13 protein-coding genes are annotated in these 16,448 nt (G+C 71.0%); 5 read left to right on the top strand and 8 right to left on the bottom strand.

The window, feature by feature from the left end:
* The first annotated feature begins 232 nt into the window (after positions 1-232).
* The gene (locus ACGGAQ_RS15885; protein ID WP_393049429.1) at positions 233-1,621 is read left to right on the top strand and encodes a PHB depolymerase family esterase; all 1,389 of its coding nucleotides are present in this window, start codon (positions 233-235) and stop codon (positions 1,619-1,621) included.
* A 121-nt stretch (positions 1,622-1,742) separates the two neighbouring features.
* On the opposite strand, the gene ACGGAQ_RS15880 is transcribed toward ACGGAQ_RS15885, so the two are convergent.
* Entirely contained in the window at positions 1,743-2,357 is a 615-nt protein-coding gene (locus ACGGAQ_RS15880) for a dihydrofolate reductase family protein (protein ID WP_393049426.1), read from the bottom strand.
* 153 nt (positions 2,358-2,510) lie between these two features.
* On the opposite strand from ACGGAQ_RS15880, the gene ACGGAQ_RS15875 reads away from it, so the two are divergent.
* Positions 2,511-3,221, top strand: coding sequence for a DNA alkylation repair protein (locus ACGGAQ_RS15875; RefSeq protein WP_393049424.1), 711 nt, complete (start codon positions 2,511-2,513; stop codon positions 3,219-3,221).
* 85 nt (positions 3,222-3,306) lie between these two features.
* On the opposite strand, the gene katG is transcribed toward ACGGAQ_RS15875, so the two are convergent.
* Together katG and ACGGAQ_RS15865 are read right to left on the bottom strand one after the other, a co-directional pair.
* Positions 3,307-5,583 carry a catalase/peroxidase HPI gene (katG, locus tag ACGGAQ_RS15870; RefSeq protein WP_393049422.1) on the bottom strand — a complete coding sequence of 759 codons (2,277 nt, stop codon included), beginning with the start codon at positions 5,581-5,583 and terminating at the stop codon, positions 3,307-3,309.
* 23 nt (positions 5,584-5,606) lie between these two features.
* Positions 5,607-6,035, bottom strand: coding sequence for a Fur family transcriptional regulator (locus ACGGAQ_RS15865; protein WP_393049419.1), 429 nt, complete (start codon positions 6,033-6,035; stop codon positions 5,607-5,609).
* 441 nt (positions 6,036-6,476) lie between these two features.
* Between ACGGAQ_RS15865 and ACGGAQ_RS15860 the strand changes: the two genes are divergently transcribed.
* A complete protein-coding gene (locus ACGGAQ_RS15860) occupies positions 6,477-7,517 on the top strand; it encodes a glycoside hydrolase family 11 protein (protein WP_393049417.1) in 1,041 nt (346 codons plus the stop codon).
* Between the two features lie 100 nt (positions 7,518-7,617).
* Here the strand turns inward: ACGGAQ_RS15860 and ACGGAQ_RS15855 are convergent, their stop codons facing one another.
* The 4 genes from ACGGAQ_RS15855 to ACGGAQ_RS15840 all read right to left on the bottom strand — a co-directional run bounded on the left by ACGGAQ_RS15855 (position 7,618) and on the right by ACGGAQ_RS15840 (position 11,310).
* Positions 7,618-8,037, bottom strand: coding sequence for a VOC family protein (locus ACGGAQ_RS15855; protein ID WP_393049414.1), 420 nt, complete (start codon positions 8,035-8,037; stop codon positions 7,618-7,620).
* Positions 8,038-8,125: 88 nt separating this feature from the next.
* Positions 8,126-9,865 carry a multicopper oxidase family protein gene (locus ACGGAQ_RS15850; protein ID WP_393049411.1) on the bottom strand — a complete coding sequence of 580 codons (1,740 nt, stop codon included), beginning with the start codon at positions 9,863-9,865 and terminating at the stop codon, positions 8,126-8,128.
* Positions 9,862-10,314, bottom strand: coding sequence for a DUF6220 domain-containing protein (locus ACGGAQ_RS15845; RefSeq protein ID WP_393049408.1), 453 nt, complete (start codon positions 10,312-10,314; stop codon positions 9,862-9,864). The genes ACGGAQ_RS15850 and ACGGAQ_RS15845 overlap by 4 nt, the downstream gene beginning before the upstream one ends.
* Positions 10,315-10,323: 9 nt before the next feature.
* Positions 10,324-11,310, bottom strand: a complete 987-nt coding sequence (locus tag ACGGAQ_RS15840) for a carboxymuconolactone decarboxylase family protein (protein ID WP_393049406.1) — start codon at positions 11,308-11,310, stop codon at positions 10,324-10,326.
* A 143-nt stretch (positions 11,311-11,453) separates the two neighbouring features.
* Between ACGGAQ_RS15840 and ACGGAQ_RS15835 the strand changes: the two genes are divergently transcribed.
* Positions 11,454-12,581: a sensor histidine kinase gene (locus tag ACGGAQ_RS15835; protein WP_393049404.1), complete on the top strand. Its 1,128-nt coding sequence runs from the start codon at positions 11,454-11,456 to the stop codon at positions 12,579-12,581.
* Positions 12,582-12,606: 25 nt separating this feature from the next.
* Entirely contained in the window at positions 12,607-13,269 is a 663-nt protein-coding gene (locus ACGGAQ_RS15830) for a response regulator (RefSeq protein WP_393049402.1), read from the top strand.
* A gap of 77 nt (positions 13,270-13,346) precedes the next feature.
* On the opposite strand, the gene ACGGAQ_RS15825 is transcribed toward ACGGAQ_RS15830, so the two are convergent.
* The gene (locus ACGGAQ_RS15825; protein ID WP_393049399.1) at positions 13,347-16,343 is read right to left on the bottom strand and encodes a glycoside hydrolase N-terminal domain-containing protein; all 2,997 of its coding nucleotides are present in this window, start codon (positions 16,341-16,343) and stop codon (positions 13,347-13,349) included.
* Positions 16,344-16,448: the final 105 nt, after the last annotated feature.

The raw sequence follows: 16,448 nt of genomic DNA, 5'->3' as shown, positions 1-16,448 counted from the left end.
GCCGGGCCGCCGGGCCCGCCGCGGCGGGCACGACCACGCATGCAATTGAGGTACGTCGATTGACACTTCGGCGACCGCGAGGAACACTATCTGCTACGCGACGCCGCACGGAGCTGGGCACCGGGCAAGCACACGTAGTGGGCGAGGCGCGATCACCACGGGCAGTCGGGCGAACCCGTGACCGCCGCGCGACCACACACAACCCGCACAGGTGATCGAAGGAGTCGTCCCCGTGAAAATCCGAAGGAAACTGTTGCTCGGCCTGGTCACGTCGCTGGCGGCGGCCGGCCTGGTGGCACCCGCGCTCCAGCCCGCGTACGCCGCGTCGCTCACCGAGGTGACCAGCTTCGGCGACAACCCGGGCCGGATGCGCATGCACGTCTACGTGCCCGACACCCGCCCGACCAGGCCCGCGATCGTGGTGGCCATGCACGGCTGCGGAGGGTCGGGCCCCGGCTTCTACTCGGGCAGCGAATTCGCCGCCCAGGCCGACCGGTACGGGTTCATCGTGATCTACCCGACGGCGACCCAGCAGGCCGGCTTTGGCAACTGCTTTGACACCTGGTCGGATGCCGCCAAGCGCCGCGGCGGCGGCAGCGACCCCGTGTCGATCATCTCGATGATCCGCTACGCACAGCAGCAGTACGGCGGCGACCCCGACCGGGTGTACGCCACCGGCAGCTCGTCCGGCGGCATGATGACCAACCACATGCTGGCGTTGTACCCCGACGTGTTCAAGGCCGGCGCGGCGTTCATGGGGGTCCCCTACAACTGCTTCGCCAACGCGGCGGACTATCCGCCCGGGAGCAGCCAGTGCACCGGCGGGAACATGAACCGCACGCCGCAACAGTGGGGTGACGCGGTCCGTCAGGCCTACCCCGGCTACTCCGGCCCCCGCCCGCGCGTGCAGTTGTGGCACGGCACCAGCGACACGCTCGTGCCGTACTCGCTGCTGCAGGAGACGATCGAGCAGTGGACCAACGTGTTCGGGCTCAGCCAGACACCCACCTCCACCGACACGCCGCAGACCAACTGGAACCGGCGTCGGTACGCCGACGCGAGCGGGACCGTTCAGGTCGAGGCGTACAGCATCCAGGGCGCCGGGCACACCCTGCCCGCCGGCGGCATGGCCGCTGCCGCCGTCGCCTTCTTCGGCCTGACCGCCCCGCCGAACCCGACCACGCCGCCCCCGAACCCCACCACGCCGCCGCCCAACCCGACCACCCCGCCCCCGAACCCGACCACGCCGCCGCCCAACCCGACCACGCCGCCCCCGAACCCCACCACGCCGCCGCCGAGTTCCGGCGCGTGCCGGGTGAGCGTGGCCATCAACGCCTGGAACACCGGCCTGACCGAGAACCTCACCATCACCAATACCGGTGCCAGCGCCGTCAACGGCTGGTCGCTCGTCTTCACCCTGCCCGGCGGGCAGAGCGTCACCTCGGGCTGGAACGCGACCTACTCCCCCACGTCCGGCCAGGTGACGGCCCGGAATGTCGCCTACAACGGCAGCATCCCGCCGAGCGGATCGGTCACCATCGGCTTCCAGGCCACGCACACCGGCAACACCGCCCGGCCGAGTTCGTTCACTTTGAACGGCGCGACCTGCACGATCGCCTGACCGCGGGCGACCCGCGACGTCCACCCGGGCCGAGCTGTCCGAGCCCGGACGAGATCGAGCCGGCCCCGTCGCGGCAAGCGACGGGGCCGGCTCGGACCAGGCGTGCGGGTGGTCGAGTCGCCTAGTTTCCCGCGGCCACCTGGTCCTTGACGTCGTCGTAGCCGACCGCGCCGGGCGCGTCGGTCGGCGCGTAGATCACGCGGAGCACGCCGGTCGGGAACACCTCGGTCGCCATCACCCGCAGGTGGTACGGCGTGTCGCCGTCGTCGAAGAGCCTGCGGCCCTTGCGCGCCGCCACCGGGTGCACCAGCAGACGCAGCTCGTCGACCAGCCCGGCGGCGAGGAGCTGCTGCACCACGGAGATCGACCCGGGAATGAGGATGCCCTTGATCCCGGCGTCGGCCTTGAGCGCGGCGACGGCCGCCGGGAGATCGCCGTCGATGAGCTCCGAGTTGCGCCAGGAGAACTCCAGCGGCTGGCGGGAGACGACCACCTTGCGGACATCCCCGAGCTGCTTGGCGAACCCGGCGTCCTCGCCACCGGCCGCCTCCCGGTCGGGCCAGGCTCCGGCGAAGCTGTCGTAGGTCACCCGGCCGATGAGCAGCACGTCGGACGTGTCGTAGTCCTCGGTGACGGCGCGGCCCATGTTGTCGTCGAAGTACGGGAAGTGCCAGTCGGGGTCGATCTCGGCCACGCCGTCGGCCGAGATGAACAGCGTGGAGATGACCTTCGCCATCGCGGTGCTCCTTCACGTCAGGTGCTGTCGGCAGATAGACGGGCACAGCATCCCAAACTCGTCAGACACCTACCGCCCCTCGAACCGCGCGCCGCCGAGCGAATCCGCCGAGAACGGCGGAACCGTCGGACGCAGCCGGTATGTTGCACGGACATGGCCACGCCCGCCGACGTCCGACGCGAACTCGCGAGCCTCGCCGACCCGGTCCGGGCGGCCAGATCGAGCCGGTTCCTCCGACTGGGCCCGGGCGGCTACGGCGAGGGTGACCGGGCGATCGGGGTTTCCGTACCAGAACAGCGCCGGGTGGCCGCCCGGTACTGGCGCGATCTCTCCCTGACCGGCACGGCGGAGCTGCTGACCAGCGACGTGCACGAGGAGAGGTTGACGGCACTGTTCATTCTGGTCCGCACGTTCGCCCGGGGCGACGAGGAGGAACGGGGTCGCGTCGTCCGCCTCCTGCTGGACAACACCGACCACATCAACAACTGGGATTTGGTGGACTCGTCCGCCCCGTACATCCTCGGGCCGTGGCTGATCGACAAGGACCGGAGCGTCCTGGATCGCCTGGCCTCGTCGGACCTGGTGTGGGACCGGCGCATCGCCATCATGGCGACCTTCGCCTTCATCAGGGTCGGTGACTTCGACTGGACGTTCCGCCTGGGTGAACGGCTCCTGCACGACCCGCACGACCTGGTCCGCAAGGCGGTGGGCTGGATGCTGCGCGAGGTGGGCAACCGCGACCGGGCGGCCGAGGAGGAGTTCCTGGCACGGCATCACCGGGTCATGCCACGCGTCATGCTGCGGTACGCGATCGAGAAGTTCGAGCCGCAGCGACGCAGAGAGTACCTGTCCGGGCTGGGCTGACGGGCTCTCGCGTTCGGCGGCAGAACGCGGACGAGCCCCGGTCGATCGCTGACGGATCGGCCGGGGCTCGTCGGTGAGGGCAGGATCAGGCGAGGTCGAACCGGTCGAGCTCCATGACCTTCGTCCAGGCCGCGACGAAGTCCTGCACGAACTTGTCGCGCGCGTCCTGGCTGGCGTAGACCTCGGCGAGGGCCCGCAGCTGGGAGTTGGAGCCGAAGATGAGGTCGACCGCGGTGGCGGTCCACTTCACCTCGTCGGTGGCCAGGTCCCGGATCTCGTACACGTGCTCGTCGGACTTCGACGCGCTCCACCGGGTGCCCGGGGAGAGCAGGTTGGCGAAGAAGTCGTTGGTGAGCACACCGGGCCGGTCGGTGAGGACGCCGTGCTGACTGCCGCCGGTGTTGGCGCCGAGCGACCGCAGACCGCCGACGAGGACGGTCATCTCGGGCGCGGTCAGGTTCAGCATGTAGGCACGGTCGACGAGCAGCACCTCCGGCTGGGTCTTCTCACCCGGCCGCAGGTAGTTACGGAACCCGTCGGCGCGCGGCTCCATGACCCGGAAGGACTCGACGTCGGTCTGCTCCTGGGTGGCGTCGGTGCGGCCCGGCCGGAACGGCACGGTCACCTCGACACCCGCGTCGCGCGCCGCCTTCTCGACCGCGGCCGAGCCGGCCAGCACGATCAGGTCGGCGAGCGAGATCCTCGCCCCACCGGCGGCGTTGAACTCCTGCTGGATCCCCTCCAGAGTGCTCAGTACCGACGCGAGCTGCTCGGGCTGGTTGACCTCCCAGTTGCGCTGCGGCTCGAGCCGGATCCGCGCGCCGTTGGCGCCACCGCGCTTGTCGGTGTACCGGAAGCTCGCGGCAGAGGCCCAGGCGGTGGAGACCAGCTGGTCGATGGTGAGACCAGCCTGGAGAACCTTGGCCTTGAGGGCGGCGATGTCGGCGTCGCCCACCAGCTCGTGGTCGACGGCCGGCACCGGGTCCTGCCAGAGCTGCGGCTCGGCCACCCACGGCCCGAGGAAGCGATCGATCGGGCCCATGTCGCGGTGCAGCAGCTTGTACCACGCCTTGGCGAAGGCCAGCGCGAACTGGTCGGGGTTCTCCAGGAAGCGGCGCGAGATCTTCTCGTACGCCGGGTCGACGCGCAGCGACAGGTCGGTCGTGAGCATCGTCGGCCGGTGCTTCTTCGACGGGTCGAAGGCGTCCGGGACGATCGCCTCGGCATCCTTGGCGACCCACTGCTTCGCGCCACCAGGGCTCGTGGTGAGCTCCCACTCGTAGCCGAAGAGGATCTCGAAGAAGCGGTTGCTCCATTGCGTCGGCTGGTCGGTCCAGGTCACCTCGAGGCCGCTGGTGATCGTGTCCGGGCCCTTGCCGCTGCCGTGGGTGCTCAGCCAGCCGAGGCCCTGCGTCTCCAGCGGGGCGCCCTCGGGCTCCGGGCCCACGTGGCCGTCGGCGACGCCGGCGCCGTGGGTCTTGCCGAAGGTGTGACCGCCGGCGATGAGGGCGACGGTCTCCTCGTCGTTCATCGCCATCCGGCGGAAGGTCTCCCGGATGAAGTGCGCCGCCGCCGCCGGGTCCGCGTTGCCGCGGGGGCCCTCGGGGTTGACGTAGATGAGACCCATCTCCGTCGAACCGACGCCGGCCGCCATCTCCTTCTCGGAGGCGTACCGCTCGTCGCCGAGCCAGGTGTCCTCCGGGCCCCAGAAGATCTCCTCGGGCTCCCACACATCCTCGCGACCGAAGCCGAAGCCGAAGGTCTTGAAGCCCATCGACTCCAGGGCGACGTTGCCGGCGAGCACGAGCAGGTCGGCCCAGGAGATCTTCTGGCCGTACTTCTGCTTGACCGGCCAGAGCAGCCGACGGGCCTTGTCCAGGTTGGCGTTGTCCGGCCAGCTGTTGAGCGGCGCGAACCGCTGCCCACCGTCGCCGGCGCCGCCCCGACCGTCCTCGATGCGGTACGTGCCGGCGGCGTGCCAGCTCATCCGGATCATCAGGCCGCCGTAGTGGCCGAAGTCGGCCGGCCACCAGTCCTGCGAGGTGGTGAGGACCTCGACGATGTCGCGCTTGAGGGCCTCGACGTCGAGCTTGGCGAACTCCTTGGCGTAGCTGAAGTCCGCACCCAGCGGGTTGCCCTTCGACGAGTGGGCGTGCAACACCGAGAGGTCGAGCTGGTTGGGCCACCAGTCCCGGGTGGTGCGCGGACGACCGCCGGTCTTCGGGGTCGGCGAGTCGATCGCCGGGTTCTCGCTCTCGCTGCCGTGCGCGGTCACCGAGTCGTGCGCGACCGGGCAGCCGGCCGCGGCCTTCTCGTCCACGCCCTGCGCGCTGATGGGGCCATTGTCCTGGGTGTCGCTCATGTACTTCCTTCCGAACTGGCGGATCACTGGGAGGTGCGAGCGGCCGCGCAACCGGGGCAGGTGCCCCAGTAGACGACCTCCGCCTCGTCGACCACGAACCCGTGGTCATCGGAGGCGGTCAGACAGGGGGCGTGGCCGACGGCGCACTCGACGTCGGCGATGGCGCCGCAGGAGCGGCACACGACATGGTGGTGGTTGTCCGCCACCCGGGACTCGTAGCGGGCGGTAGCGCCGGCCGGCTGGATCCGGCGTACCAGACCGGCGTCGGTGAGCACCCGCAGCACGTCGTACACGGCCTGGTGGGACACGGTGGGATGCTCCGCCCGCACCAGCGCGATCACCGCGTCGGTGCCGACGTGGGGGTGGTCGCGCAGGGCCGCGAGCACCGCCAGCCGGGGCCGGGTCACGCGCAGCGAGGCGGCTCGCAGTTGCGCCTCGAAGTCGGGCATCACCCGAGGAACACTAGCTCACTATTTTGGAACGGATCAAGTTTTAACCCATCCGGCACGCCGGAGTGGCGCTGACCCCTCCCGGACCCACTTCCCGCACCCGGTGGTCGAGGTCCGGAAAGTCGTCGGAAATTTCGGTGACTTCCGGCCGAGGCGAGGCCCATGAGCGCCCGGCGGCCGCATGACGATACCGAACTCTGATTGACTACTGACCTGGCTTGACACGCTCACCCCCCGAAGTGCGAGCCGAGAGCGATGTTGCCGCGGCGTTTCCGGAAATTGTTGACAAGTCGACGACTGGGTTAATACGGTCCCCATCGACGATGCTCAATCACCGTCAGCACCCGCCACCACGGCCCACTCCTCCGGTCGTCGTGCAGGACGACCGGCCAACCACCACCACGCGGCACGACGCCGTGGCCGTTACGAGGAGGAACCACCCACATGACCGACACCAGCCACACCCCCACCAGGCCAGGGAGGCGCGGCCGCATCCGGTTGCTCCTGGGCGCCGCCTGCGCGGCCGTCCTGGCCGTCGCCGGCACGGTGACGGCGACCAACGCGTACGCCGAGGCCGACCGGACGCTCACCTCGAGCCTGACCGGCACGCACAACGGCTACTACTTCTCCTTCTGGAAGGACGGCGGCAACGCCAGCATGACGCTGCGCGAAAACGGCCGGTACTCCAGCAGCTGGGACCGCAGCACCAACAACTGGGTCGGCGGCAAGGGCTGGGCCACCGGCTCGCGGCGGACGGTCAGCTACTCGGCCAACTACAACCCGGGGAACAACAACACCTACCTCGCCCTGTACGGATGGACGCGCAACCCGCTCATCGAGTACTACGTGGTGGAGAACTTCGGCAGCTACAACCCGAGCAGCGGCGCACAGCGGCTGGGCACGGTGACCACTGACGGCGGCACCTACGACATCCTGCGCAGCCAGCGGGTCAACGCCCCGTCGATCGACGGCAACCAGACGTTCTACCAGTACTGGAGCGTCCGCCAGCAGAAGCGTTCGAGTGGCACCATCACCACCGCCAACCACTTCGACGCATGGGCCCGCGCCGGCCTGAACCTCGGCACCAACCACAGCTACCAGATCATGGCCACCGAGGGCTACCAGAGCAGCGGCAGCTCCGACGTCACCGTTCAGGAGGGCGGCGGCGGCAACCCAACCTCCGGGCCCACCTCCGGGCCCACCACCGGTAACCCCGGGACCGGCACCTGCAACGCGACGCTCTCCGCCGGTCAGCAGTGGGGCGACCGCTTCAATCTCAACGTCGCGGTCAGCGGCACCAACAACTGGGTCGTCAGACTCGGACTCGGCGGCGGCCAGAGCATTCAGAACAGCTGGAACGCCTCCGTCAGCGGCACCAGCGGAACCGTCACCGCCAGGCCGAACGGCAACGGCAACAACTTCGGCATAACGATCATGGCCAACGGCAACTGGAACTGGCCGACGGTCAGCTGCGGAACTAGCTGATCCCGACCGACTCCGCGCACCGACACCCGGCCCCGTCGCCACGCGACGGGGCCGGGTGCTGCGCCTGCCCGATCCGGCTGCCCGCGATGGGACTCCGCGGCTAGAGGCCCTGCCCGATCTCCACCAGATAGCCGTCGGGGTCGCGGAGGTAACAACGGATCTCCGTGCCGTGGTCCTTCGGCTCGGTGAGGAAATCCGCGCCGCGGGCCTTCCAGTCGGTGTAGAGCGCGCGGATGTCCCGGACCCGGACATTCATCGCGCAGCTCAGGGTGTTGAAGTCGACCGGGGCCTTGGCCTGGACCGTCGGCTTGTCGTCCGTCGGTCCGCCCTCGACGTTGATGATGATGTAGCTGTTGAAGAACCTCATGATCAGCGGGTTCGCGTCGTGGACGCACGTCGCCCCGAACACCCGCTCGTAGTATTCCCGCGACCGATCGATGTCGCGGACGATGAGCAGCGTCGCCAGGAACATGCCGTCTTCGGGCTCGAAATAGTCGGGAGCCGGGTTGGCCAGGGTCATAGCCACCTCTTCGTCGCCTGCCTCCGCTGCACGGGCGGCGACGGGGTTCCCGCCAGGCTCGGGCCGAAACCGGGAACGGCGCGGGAGATCACGAGTACATGAGGTGCAGCGTCATCCCGGCGTCGGCGTGCCCCAGGTTGTGGCAGTGGTTGGCCCACATCCCCGGGTTGTCGGCCCGGAACGCCACCTCCCACACCTCACCCGGCCGGACGTCGAACGAGTCCAGCCACAACGGACTTCCGATCGCCGCCTTCCCCGTGCGGGACAGCACGAGGACGTGGTGGCCGTGCAGGTGCCACGGGTGCACCGTCTGCGACCGGTTGACGATCGTGAAGCGGACGACGTCGCCGCGGCGGACGACCTGCGGCGGGATGTCCGGATCCGCCGCGCCGTTCACGGTGTGGGCGTATCGCGGAAGCAGTCCGTGCAGGTCGAGACCACGATCGAGGACGAGGGTGAACGTCCGGTCGAACCGGGCCCACGGCATCGGAGCCGGCACACCGTAGGTGAGCGGGTCCAGGACGGGCCACCCGCCGGTCGCCGCCGACACCTCCCCGGTGGAGTAGACCACCCGTCCGTCGACGAACAGCGTCACCGGGGTGGCCGGCGCGGTGAACACCAGGTCGTAACGGCCCCCGGCCGGGATCAGCACGGCGGTGTCCGCGAGCGGCGTCGGACCCCGCAGATCAGAGCCGTCGATCGCGGCGACCCGGAAGGCGGCCCCGGCCAGGGCGTAGCGGTGCGTCGTGTTGTCGGTGTTGATCAAGCGCAGCCGTACCGGCACGCCGGCCTCGACCCGCTCCACTCTCGACGCGGGCAGCGGACGACCCGCCAGGGTGTGCACCGGCACGGTCACGTCGAGGCCTGTCGTCGGCCCCGGGCGCACCACCAGGACGCCGTAGAGGCCCATCCGCACACCGACGTCGGACACCGCGTGGGTGTGGTACCAGTACGTCCCGGCCTGATCGGCACGGAACCGGTAGACGAACTCCTGGCCGGGCAGCACCGCTGCCTGCGTCACCCCGGGCACCCCGTCCTGACTGTTCGGCACGTCGTACCCGTGCCAGTGCAGGGTGACGCCCCGTCCGATGTCCCGGTTGTGCAGCGTCACCTCCACGACGTCGCCGACGGTGGCGGTCAACTCCGGCCCGGGTACCTGCGCGTTGAACGCCCACGCCGCGACGTCGCGGCCACCCACCTTCACCGTGGCGGTCCCGGCCGTCAGGGTGAACCGCCGGGTGGGTTCGTCGGTGGTCCGGATCTGCGGATAGCCATGATCATGCGGTACGGCGGGCGCGGCGTCCGGGGCGACGGCCAGGCCGGTTCCGGCCAGCAGGGCCGCGACCGTCAGCACGGTGGCCGCCCGGGACACCGTCCGGGACGGACGCGCGTCGAGGAGGCGCCACGAGACCGCCGCCGCCGTGCCGACCCCGGCGACCGCGAGCAGCCCCACCGAGGCCGACGCCGGATACCCGTGCAGGATCGTCACGAGCAGGGCGCCACTCACGGCGTACCCGGCGACGAGGAGCGGGACCGCGACGGACCGGAGGTCGCCTGCGGCCCGCAGCAGCCGCGGCCCGGCGACGACCACCGCGGCGAGCGACAGGGGCGCGGCGATGAGGACCTTCTCCGCGGCGAACCACCAGCCGGCGCGGGCGAGCGCGGTCACCGTGAGCGCGCGGCCGAGCGTGGCGAGCAGCGCGACGGCGGCCAGCCCTAGTGCGAGCGGACGGCGCCGGGCGGCCGCCGCGGCGCCGCCACCCAGCCATCCGGCGGCGGTGAGAACCGCGAGCACCAGGTCCGCCACGAGCAGCGAGCCGGTGGTCATGCCGGCTCCCCCTCCCGGACGGCCTCGCGCATGTCGCCCACCGGCGCCGGACCGCCCAGCCTCCGCGCTCCCCGCAGGACGCCGACCACGACGTGCACCGCGACGATGCCGTTGAGCGCGTGCAACCCGCCGAGGGTCAGGCCGAACGCGGTGCTGACTCCGGCGGCGTCGGTGGAGGCGTTGGCGAGCATGGCGAGGAGCGCCTGCACGACGACGAGGCCGACCGGCAGGATCGCCAGTCCGACGAGTCGACCCGGCGCCTTCGCCAGCGCGGCGAACAGGGCGGTGAGCAGGGTGAGGACGGGGATGACGGCCATGCCGTTGACACTGTGCAGGGCGTACGCGTCGTCGCCCCCGGGTTTCGTGAACGCGCCGACGGCGGCGAAGACGAACTGGACGGCGAACGCGATGAGCAGCAGGGCGGCGCTGACGACGAATGCCTTACGCATGGTGATCTCCTAGAGGTGCGCCGAGGCCAGGGCCTGGGCGACGTGGTCGGTGGCGGTGATCGCCCCGTACGCGACCAGCCGGACGAGGTCGGCGTCGGCGGGGTGCGACAGCCGCCAGAGGGCGACGTCCCCCACGCTGATCGCGCTGGGTGCGAACGCCGCCAGCAACGCGATCCGGGTTCCGATGCGGTCCCGGCCGGGCACGTCCCGGACCAGGTCGACGGCCCAGTCCGCGGGCCGGGCCGGGAACCGCCCGTCCTCCCAGCGCACGGCGGCCGTCACGGTCTGGCGGGCCACGTCGCCCAGCAGGTCCCCGCCCCGGGTGGCGGCGGTTCGCAACGACGCGTAGGCGACACCGACCGGGCTGTCCCCCGCCCAGGTCGGCGGCGGCGGACCGGCCTCGAGGAGCGGGAGACTGCGCCCGGGATCCCTCGGCTCCCGCGCGGCCCTGGCGTACAGCCGGCCCCCGACCGAACGCACCAGCGGGGAGCGTTGCAGGCCGCCGGGGAGCAGGTCGGGGTCGAGCAGCGCCGAGACGATCCGGTTGATGAAGTGGAAGGCGAGAAGCGTGCCGGTAACCTCCGTGCGGTACGTGCTGCTCCAGTCGGCGGCGCGAGGGCTGCGGCTGGCCTGGGCCCAGCGGACGAGTTCGGCGTGCCTCGGGTCGGGTGGCGTCCCGCCCCGGGCGACGACCTCGGCCAGAGCGTGCTCGCCCAGGGCGTGCAGCAGCAGCACGTGGGCGTCGACGCAGAACTGACAGCGGTTGGCCCGGGACACGGCCGCCGCGACGAGTTCGCGCTCGACCCGGGACGCGTCCCCGGCGATCAGGGCCTCGCGCAGCAACGACCAGGTCGCGGCCAGCACCTCCGGCACGACCGAGAGCACCTGGAAGGTGGGCAGCGGCCCGAGGAAGTCCTCGCGCGACTGCTGGTAGACCTCTGCGGTGCGGCCGGTGGCCGCCTTTGTGGGAACGGGCGTGAAGAAGCGGTATGTCATGAGGTCGATGCTTGCCGTGGCGGGCCGGGAAAACGTCGTTCCGCCGCAGACACTTGCACCGGCGCGATACCACGCCGGTGGTACGCCTGATCTACCGCGCGCGCGGGATGCTCCACGGACGACGGCCGTTCTACAGTGCGACCATGCGCCGCGACCTGCCGTACGCCCTCAGTGGTCTCGCCCTCGGCGGCCTGCTGCTCGGCAACGCCGCGCTCGCACCGGACGCCGCGACCGTCGGGGCCCTCGACGTCGCCCTGGTCCTCGCCATGGCGGCGGCCCTCGCGGTGTGCCGGCGGTACCCGGTGGTCGCGCTGGGCGTGGTGACCGCCGCCATGCTGGCCCTGCACATCCGGGTGCACTCCGGGGTGTCCGCCGCGTTCCCCGTGCTCGGCGTGGTCTACCTCGCCGCCTGGCGGGGTCGCCGGGCGGCCGCCGCCGTGGCCAGCCTCGCCTTCCTCGGTGGCTTCCTGGCCCGCGACTTCTCGGTGGCGCCGGCCGACCGCCCCAACCAGCTGATCGTCGAGCGGACGGCCCTGCTGCTGGGATGGTTCGTGGCGGCCAACGTCGCCGGGCTCGTCGGTCGGCAACGCCGGGCGTACCTGGAGCAGGTCGAGCAGCGGGCCATCGAGGCTGAGCGCACCCGCGAGGAGATGGCGCTGCGGCGGGCCGGGGAAGAGCGTCTGCGCATCGCCCGCGACCTGCACGACTCCCTGACCCACAGCATCTCGGTGATCAAGGTGCAGGCCGGGATCGCCGTGCACCTGGCCCGCAAGCACGGCGAGGAACCGTCGGCCACGCTGCTGGCGATCCAGGAGGCCAGCGGCGCCGCGATGCGGGAACTACGCACCACCCTCGACGTCCTGCGCGCGCCCGACGACGACCGCGTCGGGCTGGCCCGGGTGGACGAACTCGCCGAGCGGACCCGGGCGGTCGGCGTGCCGGTCCAGGTCACCGTCAGCGGCCGGCCCCGGAGCCTGCCCGACGAGGTCGACCAGGCCGGCTACCGGGTCGTCCAGGAGGCCCTGACCAATGTGGCCCGCCATGCCGGCCCCGCGACCGCGCACATTCACCTCGAGTACGCCCCGGCCGGGCTGACTGTCGCGGTCACCGACGACGGGCAGGCGTCGCCGGCGCGGCCCCCGACACCTGGGGTGGGACTGCGCGGTATGCGGGAACGGGTCACCGGACTGGGCGGCACCCTGCAAGCCGCCGCTCGCGACGACCACGGGTTCACCGTGCGGGCCACGTTCCCCCTCGACGAGCCGGCATGACCGGGCGACGGCGCGGAGAGCCGGCATGATCCGGGTCCTGCTCGTCGACGACCAGGCGCTGATGCGAGCCGGATTTCGGGCGCTGTTGGAGGCCGAGGACGACCTGGAGGTCGTCGGCGAGGCCACCGACGGCACGTCGGCCGTGCACCTCGCGCGGCGCCTGCGCCCGGACGTCGTACTGATGGACGTGCAGATGCCGGGGCTCGACGGCATCGAGGCGACCCGGCGCATTGCCGCGGATCCCGACCTTGCCGCGATCCGGATTCTCATCCTCACCAACTACGGGCTCGACTCCTACGTCTTCGCCGCCCTGCGAGCGGGCGCCAGCGGTTTCCTGCTCAAGGACGCCGACCCCGCCGACCTGCTGCAGGCCGTCGCCGTCGTGGCGCGCGGCGACGCGCTGCTCGCGCCGGCCGTCACCCGTACGCTGATCAGCGAGTTCGTGGCCGGCCCGCCACCTGCCGTGCCGGCGGCCGGCCGGGACGTGCTGACCGCCCGCGAACAGGAGATCGTCGAGCTCGTCGCCCGCGGAATGACCAACGACGAGATCGCCGTGCGGATGGTGATCAGTCCGTTGACCGCCAAGACACACGTGAACCGGGCGATGACCAAGCTGCACTGCCGCGACCGGGCCCAGCTGGTCGTATGGGCGTACGAGTCGGGACTGATCACGCCGCGTCGCCGGTGACCGCGCTGCCCGCCCGCGCGGCCGGGCCGCGCGACCTCGCCACCTCCCCGGCGCCGGGGAGGTGGCGAGGCGGACGGTCAGGACCCGATCGCGATGGCGAAGACGTGCATGGTGGGCACGTTCGCCGCGGCCCGTGCGCTGATGTTCGGCAACACGACCTGGGTCACCGCCTTGCTCTGCAACGCGACGCCCACGTAGTAGATGCAGGCCGCCGTGGCCTGGCGGGCGTTGTTGGGCCGGTTCTGGTAGGCGGACACGATGGCGGCGGTCGCCCCGGACTGCGGCCCGCCGTACCAGTCGGGGGTGCTCAACGTGAACGTCTGGCGGGTGCCGTCGGCGTACACCACGGTGCCCGTTCCCGACACGGCGCCGTACGTGCCGGTCACCAGGAAGCCGAGCGTGCTGCCGGTGCCGCTGACGCCGATGGTCTGGCCTGAGGCGATGGCGTTGTCGGCCGTGCCGGGGCTGACGTTGGGCCAGCGGAAGTTCACTCCGTTGCGGCTCACCGTGCTGCCCGGGCTGGCACCGGCCTGCGCCAGGGCCTGCGCGGAGAGACTGGCGCCGTTGCCGTCGAAGTTTGCGACGTTGGTGTTGCTGTCGTTGCTGATGCCGGCGTTGGTGAAGCTCTGCTCCAGCGTCGGCGTGGCGACACCCGTGCTGCTGACCCGGTAGGTGCGTCCCGCCTGCACGGTGACCTCGATCAGGTCGGATTCGACGCGGGTGACCCGGGGCGACGTCCCGTCGGCGGTGTCGACAACGCTGACGGTGCCGGTCAGGAACCGCGACCGCAGGCGGACGGTGCCGGCACGGTCCGGTCGCACCAGCACCTCGGTGGCCGCGCCGCTCGCCCACGTGATGCTGACCGTGTGCCCACCGCGGCCCCGCAGGCCGGTCACCCGTCCGCTGGGCCAGGCCGGCGGCAGCGCGGGCAGGATGTGCAGCTCACCGATGTGGCTCTGGAGCAGCATCTCGGCGATGCCGGCCGTGGCACCGAAGTTGCCGTCGATCTGGAAGGGCGGGTGCAGGTCGAACATGTTGGGCGCGAGCCGGGCGGTGGTGGCGAGGTAGCGGATCAGGTCGTGGGCCCGCTTGCCCTCCTCCATCCGCGCCCAGAAGTTGATTTTCCAGGCCAGCGACCAGCCGGTGCCGTCGTCGCCGCGCAGCGCCAGCGTCTTGCGGGCGGCCTCGAACAACTGCGGGGTGCCGCGCTTGGTGATCTGGTTGCTGGGGGCCAGCCCGTAGAGGTGCGAGATGTGGCGGTGGTTGGGCTCGGTCTCCACCCAGTCGTAGAGCCACTCCATGATGTTGCCCCGCGAGCCGATCTTCATCGGCGCGAGCCGGTCCCGGGTGGCGCGGACCTGGGCCCGGAAGGTGCTGTCCACGTTGAGGATCTCGCTGGCCCGGGCGACCCCATCGAACAGGTCGCGCAGGATCTGGTTGTCCATCGTGGGGCCGGCGCAGACGCTGGCGTTCGCGTGGTGGCTGAGCTCCGGCGAGTTCGACGGGTTGGTCACCAGATAGCCGAGGGTCGGCTCGGTCACCAGCGTGTCGAGGAAGAACTGCGCGGCGCCCTTCATGGCCGGGTAGTTCGCCCGCAGGAACTCGACGTCGCCGTTGAACAGGTAGTGGTCCCAGATCAGTGTGGACAGCCAGGCACCGCCGGTCTGCCACATGCCCCAGAACGCGCCGTCCACGACGGCGGTGGCCCGCCACGCGTCGGTGTTGTGGTGGGTGACCCAGCCGCCCGCGCCGTACTGGACCTGGGCGGTACGGGCGCCGGCCACCGACAGGTCGCGGACCATGTCGAACACCGGGTTGTGGCACTCGGCCAGGTTGGTCGTGTTGGCCGGCCAGTAGTTCATCGGCAGGTTGGCGTTGATCGTGTACTTCGAGTCCCACGAGGGGGTCAGCGAGTCGTTCCAGATGCCCTGGAGGTTCGCCGGCTGGGTGCCGGGCCGCGACGACGAGATCAGCAGGTACCTGCCGAACTGGAACAGCAGCGCGGAGAACTGCGGGTCGTTGACGCTGTTGTGCTGGGCGATGCGGACGTCGGTCGTCTGGTCGGCGGCGGAGGTGCGGCCCAGGTCGATGGTGACCCGCCCGAACAGCGCCTGGTAGTCGGCGACGTGCCGGCTGCGCAGCTGGTCGTAGCTGTAGGCGCGCGCCGCGCTGAGGCGCTGTCGCGCGATGCCCCCGTAGTCACCACCGACGTTGCGGTAGTTGACGTAGCTGGAGCCGATCGAGATGAGCACTGTCACGCTTGTCGCGTTGGTGACCCGCAGGGTGCCGCCGGAGCTGGACACGGTGCCCCCGGTGACGGTGGCGTTGGCCAGGGCGAGGAAACGGACCTGCCCGGTGACGCCCTCCTGGCTGCCGGAGACGCCGTCGAGGCCGATCGTCGTGCCGTCCGGGCTGGACACCGTCGTGCGCTGCGGGCTGTCGAAGGTGGCGGTGAAGCTGATCGAATTGCTGCGGTCGGCGGTCAGTCGCATCGCGATGACCTGGTCCGGCGCGCTGGCGAAGACCTCACGCTGGTAGCGGATACCACCCAGGACGTACGACGTCGTGGCGGTGGCGGTGGTCAGGTCGAGCGTGCGGTTGTGCTGGGACGCCCCGCTGGCGGATCCGAAGGCGAGCCGGAGGTTGCCGACGGTCTGGTACGCCAACTGCCCGCCGGGGTTGCCCATCATGGTCTGGTTGATGAGGTCCTGGGCCTGGGTCCACTGGTTCGCGTTGACCAGTCGCCGGATCTCCGGCAGCGCCGCGGCGCCCTTGGTGTTGCTGGGGTCGTGCGGCCCGCCGGCCCAGACGGTGTCCTCGTTGAGCTGGAGTCGCTCGGTGTCGACGTTGCCGAACACCATCGCGCCGAGCCGGCCGTTGCCGATCGGCAGGGCCCGCAGCCAGTCCGTGCCGGCGCCCTCGTCGTACCAGAGGGCGAGGTCGTTGGCCGCCAGCACCTGCGGCGGCGCGACGGAGTCGGCTTGGGCGGTCGCCGTCCAGGGCAGCGGCAGCAGGGCGCCACCCGCGCCGGCCGCGCCGATCTTGAGGGCCTGCCGCCGGGTCAGGTCTGACATCGATCCTCCAAACGGTGACCGATGCGGCCACCCAAGCGCGACAACGACGACCCCCGATAGTGGATCCGCGCGGTGACACCGGCCTCGCTGCGCAGGCCGTTGGCA

Source organism: Micromonospora sp. NPDC047557, from assembly GCF_043205095.1.
GTDB lineage: Bacteria > Actinomycetota > Actinomycetes > Mycobacteriales > Micromonosporaceae > Micromonospora.
The sequence above is the reverse complement of the archived record's forward strand: the minus strand, read 5'-3'. Positions and strand labels throughout refer to the sequence as shown.